The 14,688-nt window shown below is 65.1% G+C and carries 17 protein-coding genes and 2 tRNA genes; 17 read left to right on the top strand and 2 right to left on the bottom strand.

Annotated features, from left to right (window positions below; genetic code table 11):
- Both AC07R7_RS16100 and AC07R7_RS16095 read right to left on the bottom strand, forming a co-directional pair.
- Positions 1-77, bottom strand: a tRNA-Asp gene (locus tag AC07R7_RS16100).
- A 72-nt stretch (positions 78-149) separates the two neighbouring features.
- Positions 150-226, bottom strand: a tRNA-Asp gene (locus AC07R7_RS16095).
- 312 nt (positions 227-538) lie between these two features.
- Between AC07R7_RS16095 and AC07R7_RS16090 the strand changes: the two genes are divergently transcribed.
- From AC07R7_RS16090 to AC07R7_RS16010, 17 genes are all read left to right on the top strand, one after another.
- Positions 539-916, top strand: a complete 378-nt coding sequence (locus AC07R7_RS16090; RefSeq protein ID WP_125158569.1) for an NADH-quinone oxidoreductase subunit A — start codon at positions 539-541, stop codon at positions 914-916.
- Entirely contained in the window at positions 886-1,488 is a 603-nt protein-coding gene (locus AC07R7_RS16085; RefSeq protein WP_492838606.1) for a NuoB/complex I 20 kDa subunit family protein, read from the top strand. The genes AC07R7_RS16090 and AC07R7_RS16085 overlap by 31 nt, the downstream gene beginning before the upstream one ends.
- The gene (locus AC07R7_RS16080; protein ID WP_494635854.1) at positions 1,485-2,096 is read left to right on the top strand and encodes an NADH-quinone oxidoreductase subunit C; all 612 of its coding nucleotides are present in this window, start codon (positions 1,485-1,487) and stop codon (positions 2,094-2,096) included. The genes AC07R7_RS16085 and AC07R7_RS16080 overlap by 4 nt, the downstream gene beginning before the upstream one ends.
- A 3-nt stretch (positions 2,097-2,099) precedes the next feature.
- On the top strand, positions 2,100-3,350 hold the full coding sequence (locus AC07R7_RS16075; protein WP_492838602.1) for an NADH-quinone oxidoreductase subunit D: 1,251 nt from the start codon (positions 2,100-2,102) through the stop codon (positions 3,348-3,350).
- Positions 3,347-3,679, top strand: a complete 333-nt coding sequence (locus tag AC07R7_RS16070) for a nuclear transport factor 2 family protein (protein WP_494635853.1) — start codon at positions 3,347-3,349, stop codon at positions 3,677-3,679. Before AC07R7_RS16075 ends, AC07R7_RS16070 begins: the two co-directional genes overlap by 4 nt.
- Positions 3,676-4,365, top strand: a complete 690-nt coding sequence (nuoE, locus tag AC07R7_RS16065; RefSeq protein WP_492838598.1) for an NADH-quinone oxidoreductase subunit NuoE — start codon at positions 3,676-3,678, stop codon at positions 4,363-4,365. Before AC07R7_RS16070 ends, nuoE begins: the two co-directional genes overlap by 4 nt.
- Position 4,366: 1 nt before the next feature.
- Complete coding sequence (locus AC07R7_RS16060) at positions 4,367-4,591, top strand: hypothetical protein (RefSeq protein ID WP_395443428.1); 225 nt, start codon at positions 4,367-4,369, stop codon at positions 4,589-4,591.
- The gene (locus AC07R7_RS16055) at positions 4,588-4,854 is read left to right on the top strand and encodes a hypothetical protein (RefSeq protein WP_395443429.1); all 267 of its coding nucleotides are present in this window, start codon (positions 4,588-4,590) and stop codon (positions 4,852-4,854) included. The genes AC07R7_RS16060 and AC07R7_RS16055 overlap by 4 nt, the downstream gene beginning before the upstream one ends.
- 3 nt (positions 4,855-4,857) lie before the next feature.
- A complete protein-coding gene (gene nuoF, locus AC07R7_RS16050; protein ID WP_494635852.1) occupies positions 4,858-6,177 on the top strand; it encodes an NADH-quinone oxidoreductase subunit NuoF in 1,320 nt (439 codons plus the stop codon).
- Between the two features lie 5 nt (positions 6,178-6,182).
- Positions 6,183-8,243 (top strand): NADH-quinone oxidoreductase subunit NuoG, encoded by a 2,061-nt coding sequence (nuoG, locus tag AC07R7_RS16045; protein ID WP_494635851.1) that lies wholly within the window; start codon positions 6,183-6,185, stop codon positions 8,241-8,243.
- A 3-nt stretch (positions 8,244-8,246) separates the two neighbouring features.
- Positions 8,247-9,305 (top strand): NADH-quinone oxidoreductase subunit NuoH, encoded by a 1,059-nt coding sequence (gene nuoH, locus AC07R7_RS16040; RefSeq protein WP_492838588.1) that lies wholly within the window; start codon positions 8,247-8,249, stop codon positions 9,303-9,305.
- Positions 9,305-9,541, top strand: a complete 237-nt coding sequence (locus AC07R7_RS16035; protein ID WP_492838586.1) for a hypothetical protein — start codon at positions 9,305-9,307, stop codon at positions 9,539-9,541. The genes nuoH and AC07R7_RS16035 overlap by 1 nt, the downstream gene beginning before the upstream one ends.
- A 72-nt stretch (positions 9,542-9,613) precedes the next feature.
- Complete coding sequence (nuoI, locus tag AC07R7_RS16030; RefSeq protein ID WP_056051151.1) at positions 9,614-10,105, top strand: NADH-quinone oxidoreductase subunit NuoI; 492 nt, start codon at positions 9,614-9,616, stop codon at positions 10,103-10,105.
- A gap of 83 nt (positions 10,106-10,188) precedes the next feature.
- Positions 10,189-10,806 (top strand): NADH-quinone oxidoreductase subunit J, encoded by a 618-nt coding sequence (locus tag AC07R7_RS16025; RefSeq protein WP_494635849.1) that lies wholly within the window; start codon positions 10,189-10,191, stop codon positions 10,804-10,806.
- A complete protein-coding gene (gene nuoK / locus AC07R7_RS16020) occupies positions 10,803-11,108 on the top strand; it encodes an NADH-quinone oxidoreductase subunit NuoK (protein ID WP_099577602.1) in 306 nt (101 codons plus the stop codon). The genes AC07R7_RS16025 and nuoK overlap by 4 nt, the downstream gene beginning before the upstream one ends.
- An 8-nt stretch (positions 11,109-11,116) precedes the next feature.
- A complete protein-coding gene (gene nuoL / locus AC07R7_RS16015; protein ID WP_494635848.1) occupies positions 11,117-13,186 on the top strand; it encodes an NADH-quinone oxidoreductase subunit L in 2,070 nt (689 codons plus the stop codon).
- The gene (locus AC07R7_RS16010) at positions 13,183-14,685 is read left to right on the top strand and encodes an NADH-quinone oxidoreductase subunit M (protein WP_494635847.1); all 1,503 of its coding nucleotides are present in this window, start codon (positions 13,183-13,185) and stop codon (positions 14,683-14,685) included. Before nuoL ends, AC07R7_RS16010 begins: the two co-directional genes overlap by 4 nt.
- Positions 14,686-14,688 lie beyond the last annotated feature (3 nt).

The following is a 14,688-nucleotide window of genomic DNA, read 5'->3' as shown; positions in this document are numbered from 1 at the left end:
TGGCGCGAATGACGGGACTCGAACCCGCGACCTCCGGCGTGACAGGCCGGCGCTCTAACCAACTGAGCTACATCCGCGTCGTGCGCCTGGGCGCGACGGTCGTCCGTAAAACCGAGAGGAGGGTGCTTTCCGACCCCATTTTAAAGGGGTGGCGCGAATGACGGGACTCGAACCCGCGACCTCCGGCGTGACAGGCCGGCGCTCTAACCAACTGAGCTACATCCGCATATCCCTTCGCCGAAGCGAAAGTGCGACCCGCCCTGCGGCGAGGGGCGTCTGATATGTCGGGCGAAGACTCGTGTCAACGGCCATATCGAAGAAGCGGCAAATAGCCCGGCGGGGCTGGGCGATTTCATGTGGATGGAGCAGAGCGGGGCGGTCGCGCCGGTCCTTTGAGACACAGACGAAAGCGTTCGCGTGCAATCGATCGCCGTTAGCGGAAACAACTCTAGTTGCGATCGTTTCTCAATGTGGTTCCGGCGTTTGAAGCGTTGGCGACAGTGGGCTACAACCCGCTCGATTCAAGCCAAGGGCTGTCATGACCGCCTTCCTTCTCCAGTATCTGCCGATCGTGATCTTCCTAGGGATCGCGGCGGCCATCGGCATCGTCTTCATCCTCGCGGCAGCCGTGCTTGCGCCGAAGGCGCCGGACCCGGAAAAACTGTCCGCCTACGAATGCGGCTTCAACGCCTTCGACGATGCGCGCATGAAATTCGACGTCCGGTTCTATCTGGTGTCGATCCTCTTCATCATCTTCGACCTGGAAGTGGCGTTCCTGTTCCCCTGGGCGGTCACGCTGATGAAGCTGCCGCACGACGTGGCCCAGTTCGCCTTCTGGTCGATGATGACCTTCCTGGGCGTGCTGACCGTCGGCTTTATCTATGAATGGAAGAAGGGCGCCCTCGAATGGGAGTGATCGTTCCCGCCAATTCATCGTCGGTTCCGGCGCTTTCGGGCGGCCGTTCGACGGTCGAGGGCTATGACCCCAAACTGCACGACCCGTTCTTTGATGGCGTCTCGCAGCAGCTGGCGGACAAGGGCTTTATCACGGCCGCCGCCGATGACCTGATCACCTGGGCCCGCACCGGTTCGCTGATGTGGATGACGTTCGGCCTGGCGTGCTGCGCCGTCGAGATGATGCACTCGGCCATGCCGCGTTATGACCTGGAGCGCTTCGGCTTCGCGCCGCGCGCCAGCCCGCGCCAGTCGGACGTGATGATCGTCGCGGGCACCCTGACCAACAAGATGGCTCCGGCCCTGCGCAAGGTCTATGACCAGATGCCGGAGCCGCGCTACGTCATCTCGATGGGCAGCTGCGCCAATGGCGGCGGCTACTATTACTACAGCTACAGCGTCGTGCGCGGCTGCGACCGCGTCGTGCCGGTCGACATCTACGTGCCGGGCTGCCCGCCGACGGCCGAAGCCCTGGTCTACGGCGTGCTGCAGCTCCAGAAGAAGATCCGTCGCACGGGGACGATCGAGCGATGAGCCAAGACCTCGATACCCTGGGCCAGGACATCGTCGCCCGCGCGCCCGGCGTGCTGGGCCACTCGGTGGCGTTCGGTGAACTGACGATCGTGGCCAAGGCCGCGACCGTGGTCGAGACCCTGACCTTCCTGCGCGATGACGCGGCCTGCCGCTTCCACCAACTGGTCGACCTGACGGGCGTGGACTATCCGGAGCGAGCCGCGCGCTTCGATGTCGTCTATCACCTGCTGTCGATGGTGAAGAACACCCGCATCCGCCTGAAGGTGATGACGGACGAGGACACCCCGGTGCCCAGCGCCACGCCGGTGTTCCCGGTCGCCGACTGGTTCGAGCGCGAGGCGTTCGACATGTTCGGTATCTTCTTCGAAGGCCATCCGGACCTGCGCCGGATCCTGACCGACTACGGCTTCCACGGCCACCCGTTGCGGAAGGACTTCCCGATGACGGGTTATGTGGAAGTGCGCTACGACGACGAGCTCAAGCGCGTCGTCTATGAACCCGTCAAGATCACCGAGTTCCGCGCGTTCGATTTCCTGTCTCCGTGGGAGGGCGCCAAGTACGCCCTGCCGGGCGACGAGAAGGCCGAGAAGCGGGCAGGGGACGCTTAAATCATGACTGGCGCCAATTCGCCCGCCGCGGCGACCGACTTCTTCCGCGATCAACCGACGACTCCGGCCATCCCGGAGACGCCCGTTCGCAAGTTCAACATCAACTTCGGCCCGCAGCACCCGGCCGCGCACGGCGTGTTGCGCCTGGTGCTGGAGCTGGACGGCGAAATCGTCGAACGCGTCGATCCGCACATCGGCCTGCTGCATCGCGGCACCGAGAAGCTGATGGAAGCGCGCACCTACCTGCAGAACATCCCGTACTTCGACCGCCTCGACTACGTGGCGCCGATGAACCAGGAGCACGCGTTCTGCCTGGCCATCGAGAAGCTGCTGGGCGTGGAAGTGCCCCGGCGCGGTCAGATCGTGCGCGTGCTGTTCTGCGAGATCGGTCGCATCCTCAATCACCTGCTGAACGTGACGACCCAGGCCATGGACGTCGGCGCCCTGACGCCGCCGCTCTGGGGCTTCGAGGAGCGCGAGAAGCTGATGGTGTTCTACGAGCGCGCCTGCGGCGCTCGCCTGCACGCCAACTATTTCCGTCCGGGCGGCGTCCACCAGGACCTGACCCCCAGCCTGATCGACGATATCGAGACCTGGGCGAAGGCTTTCCCCAAGATCTGCGACGACATCGAAGGCCTGATCACCGACAACCGCATCTTCAAGCAGCGCAACGTCGACATCGGCGTCGTGACCAAGGAAGACGCGTGGGCCTGGGGTTTCTCGGGCGTGATGGTGCGCGGTTCGGGCATCGCCTGGGACCTGCGCCGCAACCAGCCGTACGAGAACTACAACGAGTTCGAGTTCGACATCCCGCTGGGCAAGAATGGCGACTGCTACGATCGGTATCTCTGCCGCATGCAGGAGATGCGCGAGTCGACGAAGATCATCCTGCAGGCGGTCGCCATGCTGCGCGGCACGCCGGGTCCGGTGCTGACCGAGGACAACAAGGTCAGCCCGCCGCGTCGCGCCGAGATGAAGCGCTCGATGGAAGCCCTGATCCACCACTTCAAGCTCTACACCGAGGGCTTCAAGACGCCGGAAGGCGAGGTCTACGCGGCCGTCGAAGCCCCCAAGGGCGAGTTCGGCGTCTACGTGGTCAGCAACGGCGCCAACAAGCCGTATCGCGTGAAGATCAAGGCGCCGGGCTTCTCGCACCTGGCGGCGATGGACTGGATGAACCGCGGCCACCAGCTGGCCGACGTTTCGGCCATCCTGGGCTCGCTCGACATCGTGTTCGGCGAGGTCGACCGGTGAGCCTGGAAGCGATAGCCCAAGCTCAGCTGGACGCCTACAACGCCCAGGACCTGGACGCGCACTGCGCCCACTTCGCCGACGACGTCGTCGTGGCGGGCCTGAACGGCGACGTGGCGCGCACGGGGCTCGACGCCTATCGCGCCTTCTACGCCAAGACCTTCGCCGAGTTCCCCAAGAACCAGGCCAAGCTGCTGAACCGCATCGTGGTCGGTGCGAACGTGATTGACCACGAGCATGTCGACCGCGGCAACGGCGATGCGCCGTTCCAGGTCGCCGCCATCTACACCTTCAAGGGCGACAAGATCGTCCGCGTGGATTTCGCCCGATGAGTGTTCGTCGTCTCGCCAAGGAACAGCCGGCCAGCTTCGCCTTCTCCAAGGACAGCCAGGCCAAGGCCGACTGGTGGAAAGCCAAGTATCCCGCCGCCCGCAAGCAGTCGGCGGTGATCCCGATGCTGTGGCTGGCCCAGAAGCAGGAGGGCTGGATCTCGGAACCGGCGATCCAGGAGATCGCCAAGCAACTCGAGATGCCGGTCATCCGCGTGCTGGAAGTGGCCACCTTCTACGTGATGTTCCAGCTGCAGCCGGTCGGCAAGGTCGCATTCGTGCAGCTGTGCGGCACCACGCCGTGCCAGCTGCGCGGCGCGCTGGACCTGAAGGCCGTGCTGAAGGCCAAGATCGGCGACGCCAACCACGTCTCGGCCGACGGCAAGTTCAGCTGGGAAGAGGTCGAGTGCCTGGGCGCGTGCTGCAACGCGCCGATGGCCGCGATCAACGACTACTATTACGAGGACCTGACGCCGGAGAGCCTGGCTCAGATCCTCGACGACTTCGCGGCCGGCAAGAATCCGAAGCCGGGCAGCTACGACGGTCGGGGCGCCTCGGAGCCGAAGGGCGCGATCCACACCCTGACGGACCCGAAGCTGTACGACGGCAGCTACGCCAAGAAGATCAAGATCCCGAACCTACCGGAGAAGCCCAAGGCCACGAAGGCCAAGCCTGAGGCGACCGCCTAACATGACCGCCGACGCCGCCCTGCAAAAGAAGCGCCTGACCGCGATGCTCGTCATCAACGCGGTGTGCTTCGTGCTGGCTGGCGTCGCGATCTATGGCGCGGTGTCGCTGCGGATCGACTGGCTGCGGCTGGTCTTTCTGGGCGCCATCATCGCGGGCCTGGGCTCGCACGTCTGGTTCATCCTGGGCTGGATGCGCGGATCCAAGGGAGAGGGGGCTTCGTCATGATCGACGACAGCGAACTCAACCTCCGCCGCGCGGCCTATGCCGACACCATCCGGGGCCTCCATCGCCGTGAACGCGGCGTGGGCTTCGTGGCGTGCCTGCTAGGCGCGATCCTGCTGATCTGGGGTCGCACCGTGCAGGGCGCCCCGTTCTGGGCGGTCGTCGCCGGTCTCGTCACGATTGGCGCCGGCTGGCTGCTTTTCGCCTATGTCATCATTCGTCGGACGCGCTATGTGCGCGCCCATCCATTCGATCCGCAAAGCTGAGTCATGGTCGGTATCCTCGAAGACAAGGACCGCATCTTCACGAACCTCTACGGTCTCCATGATTGGGGCCTCGAGGGCGCGAAGAAGCGCGGCTGCTGGAATGGCACCAAGGACATCCTGGACGCCGGGCGCGACTGGATCATCGACAACATGAAGAACTCCGGCCTGCGCGGCCGGGGCGGGGCGGGCTTCGGCACCGGCCTGAAGTGGTCGTTCATGCCCAAGGAAGTGAAGGACGGTCGTCCGCACTACCTGGTCGTCAACGCCGACGAATCCGAGCCGGGCACCTGCAAGGACCGGGAGATCATGCGGCATGATCCGCACCTCCTGATCGAGGGTTGCCTGATCGCCTCGCGCGCCATGCTGGCCCACGCCTGCTACATCTACATTCGCGGCGAATACGTCCGTGAGCGCGAGGTGCTGGAAGAAGCCATCAAGCAGGCCTACGAGGCCAAGCTGATCGGCAAGAACAACGTCCACGGCTGGGACTTCGACCTCTACGTCCACCACGGCGCCGGCGCCTATATCTGCGGCGAAGAGACGGCCCTGCTGGAAAGCCTGGAAGGCAAGAAGGGCCAGCCGCGCCTGAAGCCGCCGTTCCCGGCCGGCGCGGGCCTCTACGGCATGCCGACCACGGTCAACAACGTCGAGAGCATCGCCGTCGCCGGCACCATCCTGCGTCGCGGCGCCGCCTGGTTCGCGGGCTTTGGCCGCCCGAACAACGCCGGCACCAAGCTCTTCTGCGTCTCGGGCCACGTGAACCTGCCCTGCAACGTCGAAGAAGCCATGAGCATCCCCTTCCGTCAGCTGATGGAAGATCACTGCGGCGGCATCCGGGGCGGCTGGGGCAACCTCAAGGCCGTCATCCCGGGCGGTTCGTCCGTGCCGATGATCCCGGCCGAGCAGTGCGAAGACCTGCCGATGGACTTCGACGCCCTGCGGAACCTGCGCTCGGGTCTCGGCACCGCGGCCGTCATCGTCATGGACAAGTCGACCGACCTGGTCCGCGCCATCGCCCGCCTGAGCTACTTCTACAAGCACGAGAGCTGCGGCCAGTGCACGCCGTGCCGCGAAGGCACCGGTTGGATGTGGCGCGTCATGGAGCGCATGGCGACCGGCGAGGCCGATCCGAAAGAGATCGACACCCTGCTGGACGTCACGACCCAGGTCGAGGGTCACACCATCTGCGCCCTGGGCGACGCGGCCGCCTGGCCGATCCAGGGTCTGTTCCGTCACTTCCGCCACGAGGTGGAGGAGCGGATCGCTTCCTATCGTAGCGGTCGCCTGCACGTGCAGGGCGCCAAGCTGATCGCGGCGGAGTAACGATTATGGCTATCGCCAAGGTCAACGGCGTCGAAGTCGAGTTCGAACCCGGCATGACGGTTCTGCAGGTCGCGGAGCTGGCCGGGGAAGAAATCCCGCGCTTCTGCTATCACGAGCGCCTGTCCATCGCCGGCAACTGCCGCATGTGCCTGGTCGAGGTGAAGCCCGGCCCACCGAAGCCGCAGGCGTCTTGCGCCCTGCCGGCCGCCGAGGGCCAGGAGATCTTCACCAAGACCCCGATGGTCAAGAAGGCCCGCGAAGGGGTGATGGAGTTCCTGCTCATCAACCACCCGCTGGACTGCCCGATCTGCGACCAGGGCGGCGAGTGCGACCTGCAGGACCAGGCCGTCGGCTACGGCCGCGACGACAGCCGCTATGACGAGAACAAGCGCGCGGTCGAAGAGAAGGCCATGGGCCCGCTCATCAAGACCGTGATGACGCGCTGCATTCAGTGCACGCGCTGCGTCCGCTTCATCACCGAAGTCGCCGGTTCGCCGGAGATCGGCCTGATCTCGCGCGGCGAAGACGTTGAAATCACGACCTATCTGGGCGCGGCGGTGACGTCGGAGCTCAGCGCCAACGTCATCGACCTGTGCCCGGTCGGCGCCCTGACCTCCAAGCCGTACGCCTTCGAAGCCCGTCCGTGGGAACTGAAGAAGACCGAGAGCATCGACGTCATGGATGCGCTCGGCTCGTGGATCCGCGTCGACGCCCGCGGCTCGGCCGTGCTCCGCGTGCTGCCGCGCAACAACGACGACGTCAACGAGGAGTGGATTTCGGACAAGACCCGCTACGCTGTCGACGGCCTGGGCCGTCAGCGTCTCGACCGTCCGTACGTCCGCGTCGGCGGCAGCCTGAAGCCGGCGACCTGGGCCGAAGCCTTCGCCGCCATCGCCGCCAAGATCAAGACGACCGCGCCCGAGCGTATCGGCGTCATCGCCGGCGACCTGCAGGACGCCGAGAGCCTGAAGGCGACCAAGGACCTCTTCACCGCCCTGGGCGTGAAGAACCTGGACAGCCGCCAGGACGGCGCCGCGCTGGGCGCTGGCCCGCGCGAGAGCTGGCTGTTCAACTCGACGATCGCCGGCATCGAGAACGCCGACGTCGTTCTGTTCGTCGGCGCCAATCCGCGGATCGAGGCCCCGGTCCTGAACGCCCGCTTCCGCAAGCAGTGGGTCGCCGGCAAGACCCGCTTCGGCGTCATCGGCGAACAGGCCGATCTGACGTTCGACTACGACTACCTCGGCGCCGGCGCCAAGACCCTGTCGGGTCTGGCCAAGAGCAAGGGCGACTTCATCGACGCCCTGAAGGCCGCCGAGCGTCCCGCCATCATCATCGGCCAGGGCGCTCTGGCCCGCGCCGACGGCGCGGCCATCCTCAAGGCCGCCGCCGGCCTCGCCAAGACCGTCAAGGTCGTCCGCGAAGGCTGGAACGGCTGGAACGTCCTTCACACCGCCGCCGCGCGCGTCGCCGGTCTCGACATGGGCTTCGTCCCGGCCGAGGGCGGTCTGGCCACGGCCGACATGCTGAAGCCGGGCGCCCTGGATGTCCTGCTCCTGCTGGGCGCCGACGAGTGCGAGACGGCCGCCTCGGGCGCCTTCAAGATCTATCTCGGCACGCACGGCGACAACGGAGCCCACAAGGCCGACGTGATCCTGCCGGGCGCCGCCTACACCGAGAAGAACGGCCTCTACGTGAACCTCGAAGGCCGGGTCCAGATGGGCCGCCGCGCGGTGTTCCCGAAGGGCGAGGCCAAGGAAGACTGGTCGATCCTGCGCGCCCTGTCGGAAGTGCTGGGTCAGAAGCTGCCGTACGACAGCCTGGACCAGTTGCGCGCCAAGCTGTTCGCCGACCACCCGACCTTCGGCCAGATCGACTACGCGCCGGGCTCCGTCGCGACCTCGTTCGATGTCGGCGCGCTCGGCGCTGACGGCGAGGTCTCGGACGCGCCGTTCGAAAGCCCGATCAAGGCTTTCCACCTGACCAACCCCGTCGCGCGCGCCAGCGTGACCATGGCCGAATGCGCGGCTGTGGCGTCCGGCGCCGCCAAGATCGCCGCGGAGTAAATCGTGGGCTCGACTTCTCCGCTTCTCTGGTTTGGGCTGACGACCGGCGGCATCCTGCTCGTCGTGATCTGGGTTCTGCTGAGCCTGGCCTTCCTGCTGCTGGCCGACCGCAAGATCTGGGCCGGCGTCCAGATGCGCAAGGGCCCCAATGTCGTGGGTCCGTTCGGCCTGCTGCAGTCCTTCGCCGACTTCTTCAAGTTCGTGCTGAAGGAGATCGTGATCCCGGCTGGCGCCGACAAGATCATCTTCATCCTGGCGCCGCTGATCAGCCTGGTCCTGGGCTTCGTCGGCTGGGCCGTGGTGCCGTTCGCGCCGGGCTGGGTCGTCTCGAACCTCAATGTCGGCATTCTCTATCTGCTGGCGATGAGCTCGCTGGGCGTCTACGGCATCATCATGGGCGGCTGGGCTTCGAACTCGAAGTACCCGTTCCTGGGCGCGCTGCGTTCGGCGGCGCAGATGGTGTCGTATGAAGTCTCGATCGGTCTGATCATCATCACGGTGATCCTGCTGGCTGGTTCGATGAACCTGTCGACCATCGTCGAGAAGCAGTCGGGCTGGTTCTGGAACTGGAACGTCTTCGGCGGCGGCCTGAAGAACATCGTCCTCGTGCCGATCATGGTCGTCTCGATGGGCATGTTCTACATCTCGGCTCTGGCCGAGACCAATCGCCCGCCCTTCGATCTGCCGGAAGCCGAATCCGAACTCGTGGCCGGTTACCAGGTCGAGTACAGCTCGACGCCGTACCTGCTGTTCATGGTCGCCGAGTATTCGAATATCGTCCTGATGTGCGCCATGATCAGCGTACTGTTCTTCGGCGGCTGGAATCCCGGTTTCCCGACCGACTTCCTGAAGAGCTGGGGCTGGTGGGGCAATCTATTCCTGGCCTTGGTGTTCTACGCCAAGATCTGCTTCTGGTTCTTCATGATCGCCATGGCGAAGGCCATCGTGCCGCGCTACCGCTACGACCAGTTGATGCGACTGGGCTGGAAGGTGTTCCTGCCGACCTCGCTGGTGCTGGTGGCCGCGGTCGCCGCTTGGCGCGTGTTCGGTCCGGCGGCCTGATGCGCCGGCTCGTCCTCGCGACCCTGGGCTTGACCGCCCTGACCCTGACGGCCTGCGCCGTCTCGGCTCAGGACCGATCGTATTCCCTGGGCGACGGGGTCGTCAGCTACGACGACCTCAGGCGCGAAGGCGAGAAGTGCAAGGCTTCGGGTGGGATCATCCAGGCCAAGCAGGACGGGGGCGACCCCGCTCAGCTGTCGAACTACACCTGCGTGATCCCGCGCGGGCCGAAATAGGGGCTTTCAGCCCGGATCGAGACGGGGAGGGGCCAACGCCCCTTCACGAAGTATAGGTTTAGGAGAGCTCTGGTGTTCCAGCGCATCACTCAAGCGGTCAAGGGCGCGGCCCTTCTGGACTTCGCGGGCGCCTTTGGCCTCGCCATGAAGTACATGATCGCGCCGAAGAAGACGGTGATCTATCCGAACGAGCGCGGCCCGCAGTCGCCGCGCTTTCGGGGCGAGCACGCCCTGCGCCGGTATCCGTCGGGCGAAGAGCGCTGCATCGCCTGCAAGCTCTGTGAAGCCATCTGCCCGGCCCAGGCCATCACCATCGAGGCCGAACCGCGCGAGGACGGCAGCCGCCGCACGACCCGCTACGACATCGACATGGTCAAGTGCATCTACTGCGGCCTGTGCCAGGAGGCCTGCCCGGTGGACGCCATCGTGGAAGGCCCGAACATCGAGTTCGCGACCGAGACCCGCGAGGAGCTCTACTACGACAAGGAACGTCTTCTCGATAACGGCGACCGCTGGGAGCGCCTGATCGCGAAGAATCTGGAGTTGGACGCGCCCTACCGTTAAAGGGACGGGCGAATCCTAGGAGGCGGCGCGCCGTTCGGCCGCGTCGTCATTGGACTTAAGTTTTCAGGGGAGCACCTGGGCCAATGGCCTTGCAGGCGATCGCTTTCTATCTGCTGGCTTTCACGACCATCGCGGCGGGCTTGCTCGTCGTGTCGGCGCGGAATCCCGTGCACTCGGTGCTCTTCCTGATCACCGCCTTCTTCTCGGCCGCCGGCCTCTTCGTCCTGCTGGGCGCGGAGTTCCTGGCGATGCTGCTGGTCGTCGTCTATGTGGGCGCGGTCGCGGTGCTGTTCCTGTTCGTCGTCATGATGCTGGACGTGGACTTCGCCGAACTCCGGCAAGGCTTCGTGCAGTACCTGCCGTTCGGCGGGGCGATCGCCCTGGTCATCGCCACCGAGATGGTGATGGTCGTGGCCGCGGTCGCCACCAACGGCGCGGCCTCGCGGAACGCGCTGCCAAACGCTTCGCCGGGCGGCGTGCCCAACACCGAGGCGATCGGTCGGGTGCTCTACACCGACTATGTCTTCTTCTTCCAGCTGGCCGGCCTGGTGCTGTTGGTCGCCATGATCGGCGCCATCGTCCTGACCCTGCGCCACAAGCCGGGCGTCAAGCGCCAGGACATCGGCAAGCAAGTCGCCCGCACGCCGAAGACCGGCATGGAACTGGTCCAGATCAAGCCGGGTGAGGGGATCTCCGAATGATCGGCCTGTCGCACTATCTCGTCGTCGCCGCGATCCTGTTCACGATCGGCGTCTTCGGCATCTTCGTGAACCGCAAGAACGTCATCGTCATCCTGATGTCGATCGAACTGATCCTGCTCGCGGTGAACATCAATCTCGTGGCGTTCTCATCCTTCCTGCACGATGTGGCGGGGCAGATCTTCGCCATGTTCGTGCTGACCGTCGCCGCCGCCGAGGCGGCCGTGGGTCTGGCCATCCTCGTCACCTTCTTCCGAAACCGCGGCGACATCGCGGTTGACGACGCCAGCATGATGAAGGGCTAAGCGACGTCATGCAGACGCTTGTCACCATTCTCGTTTTCGCGCCGATCATCGCCGCGGCCATCGCCGGCCTGTTCGGTCGCCGCATCGGCGACGTGGCCTCGCAGTCGGTCACCACCGGCGCGCTGATCCTGTCCTGCGCGCTGTCCTGGTACACGTTCAGCCAATGGACCTGGGGGCACATGGAGGCCTTCACCGTCCATCTGCTGCCGTTCATCCACATTGGCGACTTCCAGGCCGACTGGTCGATCCGCATCGACGCCCTGTCGGCGACCATGCTGATCGTGGTCACGACCGTTTCGATGCTCGTGCACATCTATTCCTGGGGCTACATGGCCGAGGACGACAGCAAGCCGCGCTTCTTCGCGTACCTGTCGCTGTTCACCTTCGCCATGCTGTCGCTGGTCACCGCCGCCGACTTCATGCAGCTGTTCTTCGGCTGGGAAGGCGTGGGCCTGGCCTCGTACCTGCTGATCGGCTTCTGGTACAAGAAGCCGTCGGCCAGCGCCGCGGCCATCAAGGCCTTCGTGGTCAACCGGGTCGGCGACTTCGGTTTCGCCCTCGGCATCATGACCACCTTCTGGGCGTTCGGCACGATCCAGTTCGCCGAGCTGTTCCCGATGATCGCCAGCCATGCCGGCAAGACCTGGGAATTCGCCGGCCACACCTGGCCGCTGATGGATATCGCCTGCTTCCTGCTGTTCATCGGCGCGATGGGCAAGTCGGCGCAGTTCTTCCTGCACACCTGGCTGCCGGACGCCATGGAAGGCCCGACCCCGGTGTCGGCCCTGATCCACGCGGCCACCATGGTGACCGCCGGCGTCTACATGCTGTGCCTGCTGTCGCCGATGTTCGAATACGCGCCGGTGGCCAAGAACATCGTCACGGTGATTGGCGCGGTGACGGCCCTGTTCGCCGCCACTGTCGGCCTGACCCAGAACGACATCAAGCGCGTGATCGCCTATTCGACCTGTTCGCAGCTCGGCTACATGTTCTTCGCCGCCGGCGTCGGCGCCTACCAGGCGGCCATGTTCCACCTGTTCACCCACGCCTTCTTCAAGGCGCTGCTGTTCCTGGGCGCCGGTTCGGTGATCCACGGCATGCACCACGAGCAGGACATGCGGAAGTACGGCGCCCTGGCCAAGCTGCTGCCGGTGACCTTCATCGCCATGACGATCGGCACGATCGCCATCACGGGCCTGGGCTTCCCGCCGCTGCACCTGGGCTTCGCCGGCTTCTATTCGAAGGACACCATCATCGAGGCGGCGTTCGCTGCGGGCGGCCAGAACGGCATCGCCATGTTCGCCTGGGTGATCGGCGTGCTCGTCGCGGGCCTGACCTCGTTCTACTCGTGGCGCCTGGCCTTCTTCACCTTCAACGGCAAGGCGCGCTGGGGTCATGACGACCACCACGCCCACGGTGACGCCCACGCCGCCCAGGGTCACGACGCCCATGCGCACGGGGCGCACGATGACCACGCGCATGACGATCATGGCCATGGTCACGACCACAAGCCGCACGAAAGCCCGTTGGTGATGCTGATCCCGCTGGTGGCGCTGTCGCTGGGCGCGATCTTCGCCGGCTTCGTGTTCACCGACTACTTCGTCGGCCACCACCAGGAAGAGTTCTGGCGCGGCGCGATCTACAACGCCCCGACCAACCACGTCCTTCATCAGGCGCACGAAGTGGCCGAGTGGGTGAAGTGGAGCCCGCTGATCGCCTCGATCCTGGGCCTGCTGGTCGCGGTCTACGTCTACCTCATCAAGGGCAACGAGCGGCTGGGCCTGAAGCTGGCCGAGCGCAAGGGCCCGCTGTACGTCTTCTTCTACAACAAGTGGTTCTTCGACGAGCTTTACGACGCCACCTTCGTGCGCTTCGCCAAGTTCCTCGGCGACCTGTTCTGGAAGGGCGGCGACCAGAAGATCATCGACGGCCTCGGCCCGGACGGCGTCAGCAAACTCTCCTATGAGGTGGGCAGGCGCACCGGCAAGCTGCAGACCGGCTATCTCTATCACTACGCGTTTGTCATGCTGCTCGGCGTCGCCGGCTTGCTGACCTTCGCCCTGTACGCCTTCCGTTGAGGGGGACGGAGCTTATGAGCGGCCTTCTCAGCCTTACGACCTTCGCGCCGATCGTCGGCGTCGCGGTGATCCTCGCCGCGCGCGCCTTCAGCGGCGCGAGCGAAAAGACCGACACCCTGGCCAAGTGGATCGCGCTCGCGACCACCCTGGTCACGTTCGGCCTGTCGATCGTCCTGACCCTGCAGTTCGATCCGAAGAACCCGGGCTTCCAGTTCGTGGAAGACTTGGCCTGGTTCGCGGGCCTGCATTACCGGATGGGCGTGGACGGCATCTCGGTGCTGTTCGTCCTGCTGACCGCGTTCCTGCTGCCGATCTGCATCATCGCCAGCTGGAAGTCGGTCGAGAAGCGCGTCGTCGAATATCTGATCGCCTTCCTGGTCCTGGAGACCCTGGTGATCGGCGTGTTCTGCGCGCTCGACCTGATCCTGTTCTATCTCTACTTCGAATTCAGCCTGGTCCCGATGTTCCTGATCATCGGCATCTGGGGCGGCAAGCGTCGGATCTACGCGGCCTACAAGTTCTTCCTCTACACGCTGCTGGGTTCGATCCTGATGCTGGCCGCCATCCTGGCCATGATCAATATCGCCGGCACCTCGTCGATCCCGGCGCTGATGACGTTCAAGTTCGCGCCGTGGCTGCAGACCTGGCTGTGGCTGGCCTTCTTCGCCTCGTTCGCGGTGAAGATGCCGATGTGGCCGGTGCACACCTGGCTGCCCGACGCCCACGTGGAAGCCCCGACGGCCGGTTCGGTCATCCTGGCTGGCATCCTGCTGAAGCTCGGCGGCTACGGCTTCATGCGCTTCAGCCTGCCGATGTTCCCCAACGCCTCGGAGATGTTCCAGCCGCTGGTGTTCGCGATGTCGGCCATCGCCATCGTCTACACCTCGCTGGTCGCCTTCCGTCAGACCGACATCAAGAAGCTGATCGCCTATTCGTCGATCGCCCACATGGGCTTCGTGACCATGGGCATCTTCTCGGGCAACGCGGCGGGCGAGCAGGGCGCCCTGTTCCAGATGCTGAGCCACGGGGTGATCTCCGGCGCGCTCTTCCTCTGCGTCGGCGTGGTCTACGACCGCATGCACACCCGCGAGATCGCCTTCTACGGCGGCCTGACCAACCGGATGCCGCACTACGCCTTCGTGTTCCTGCTGTTCACCATGGGCAATGTCGGCCTGCCGGGCACCTCGGGCTTCGTCGGTGAAATCCTGACCATGACCGGCGTCTACAAGGCGTCGACCTGGACGGCGATCGTGGCGGCCACCGGCGTGATCCTGTCGGCCATGTACGCCCTGACCCTGTATCGCCGGGTCATGTACGGCGAGATCACCAATCCAGAGCTGAAGACCATCACCGATCTGGACGCGCGCGAGATCGTGCTGTTCGTGCCGCTGATCGCGATGACCCTGCTGCTGGGCGTCTATCCCAATCTCGTGTTCAACCTGACCGCGACGTCCGTCGACGCGCTCGTCGGCGCCTGGCGCGCCGCCGTGGGCGGGTGAGGA

This window comes from Caulobacter sp. GW821-FHT05F04 (genome assembly GCF_059419665.1).
This window is presented reverse-complemented; position numbering and strand designations above follow the sequence as displayed.

Excerpts from the sequence above, each read along its gene's own strand:
- AC07R7_RS16035 (WP_492838586.1), top strand. The coding sequence starts at position 9,305 with ATGCGCCGGCTCGTCCTCGCGACCCTGGGCTTGACCGCCCTGACCCTG.
- AC07R7_RS16075 (WP_492838602.1), top strand. The coding sequence starts at position 2,100 with ATGACTGGCGCCAATTCGCCCGCCGCGGCGACCGACTTCTTCCGCGAT.
- AC07R7_RS16085 (WP_492838606.1), top strand. The coding sequence starts at position 886 with ATGGAAGAAGGGCGCCCTCGAATGGGAGTGATCGTTCCCGCCAATTCA.
- AC07R7_RS16055 (WP_395443429.1), top strand. The coding sequence starts at position 4,588 with ATGATCGACGACAGCGAACTCAACCTCCGCCGCGCGGCCTATGCCGAC.
- AC07R7_RS16080 (WP_494635854.1), top strand. The coding sequence starts at position 1,485 with ATGAGCCAAGACCTCGATACCCTGGGCCAGGACATCGTCGCCCGCGCG.
- nuoE (WP_492838598.1), top strand. The coding sequence starts at position 3,676 with ATGAGTGTTCGTCGTCTCGCCAAGGAACAGCCGGCCAGCTTCGCCTTC.
- nuoL (WP_494635848.1), top strand. The coding sequence starts at position 11,117 with ATGCAGACGCTTGTCACCATTCTCGTTTTCGCGCCGATCATCGCCGCG.
- AC07R7_RS16060 (WP_395443428.1), top strand. The coding sequence starts at position 4,367 with ATGACCGCCGACGCCGCCCTGCAAAAGAAGCGCCTGACCGCGATGCTC.
- AC07R7_RS16025 (WP_494635849.1), top strand. The coding sequence starts at position 10,189 with ATGGCCTTGCAGGCGATCGCTTTCTATCTGCTGGCTTTCACGACCATC.
- nuoF (WP_494635852.1), top strand. The coding sequence starts at position 4,858 with ATGGTCGGTATCCTCGAAGACAAGGACCGCATCTTCACGAACCTCTAC.
- nuoG (WP_494635851.1), top strand. The coding sequence starts at position 6,183 with ATGGCTATCGCCAAGGTCAACGGCGTCGAAGTCGAGTTCGAACCCGGC.
- AC07R7_RS16090 (WP_125158569.1), top strand. The coding sequence starts at position 539 with ATGACCGCCTTCCTTCTCCAGTATCTGCCGATCGTGATCTTCCTAGGG.
- nuoK (WP_099577602.1), top strand. The coding sequence starts at position 10,803 with ATGATCGGCCTGTCGCACTATCTCGTCGTCGCCGCGATCCTGTTCACG.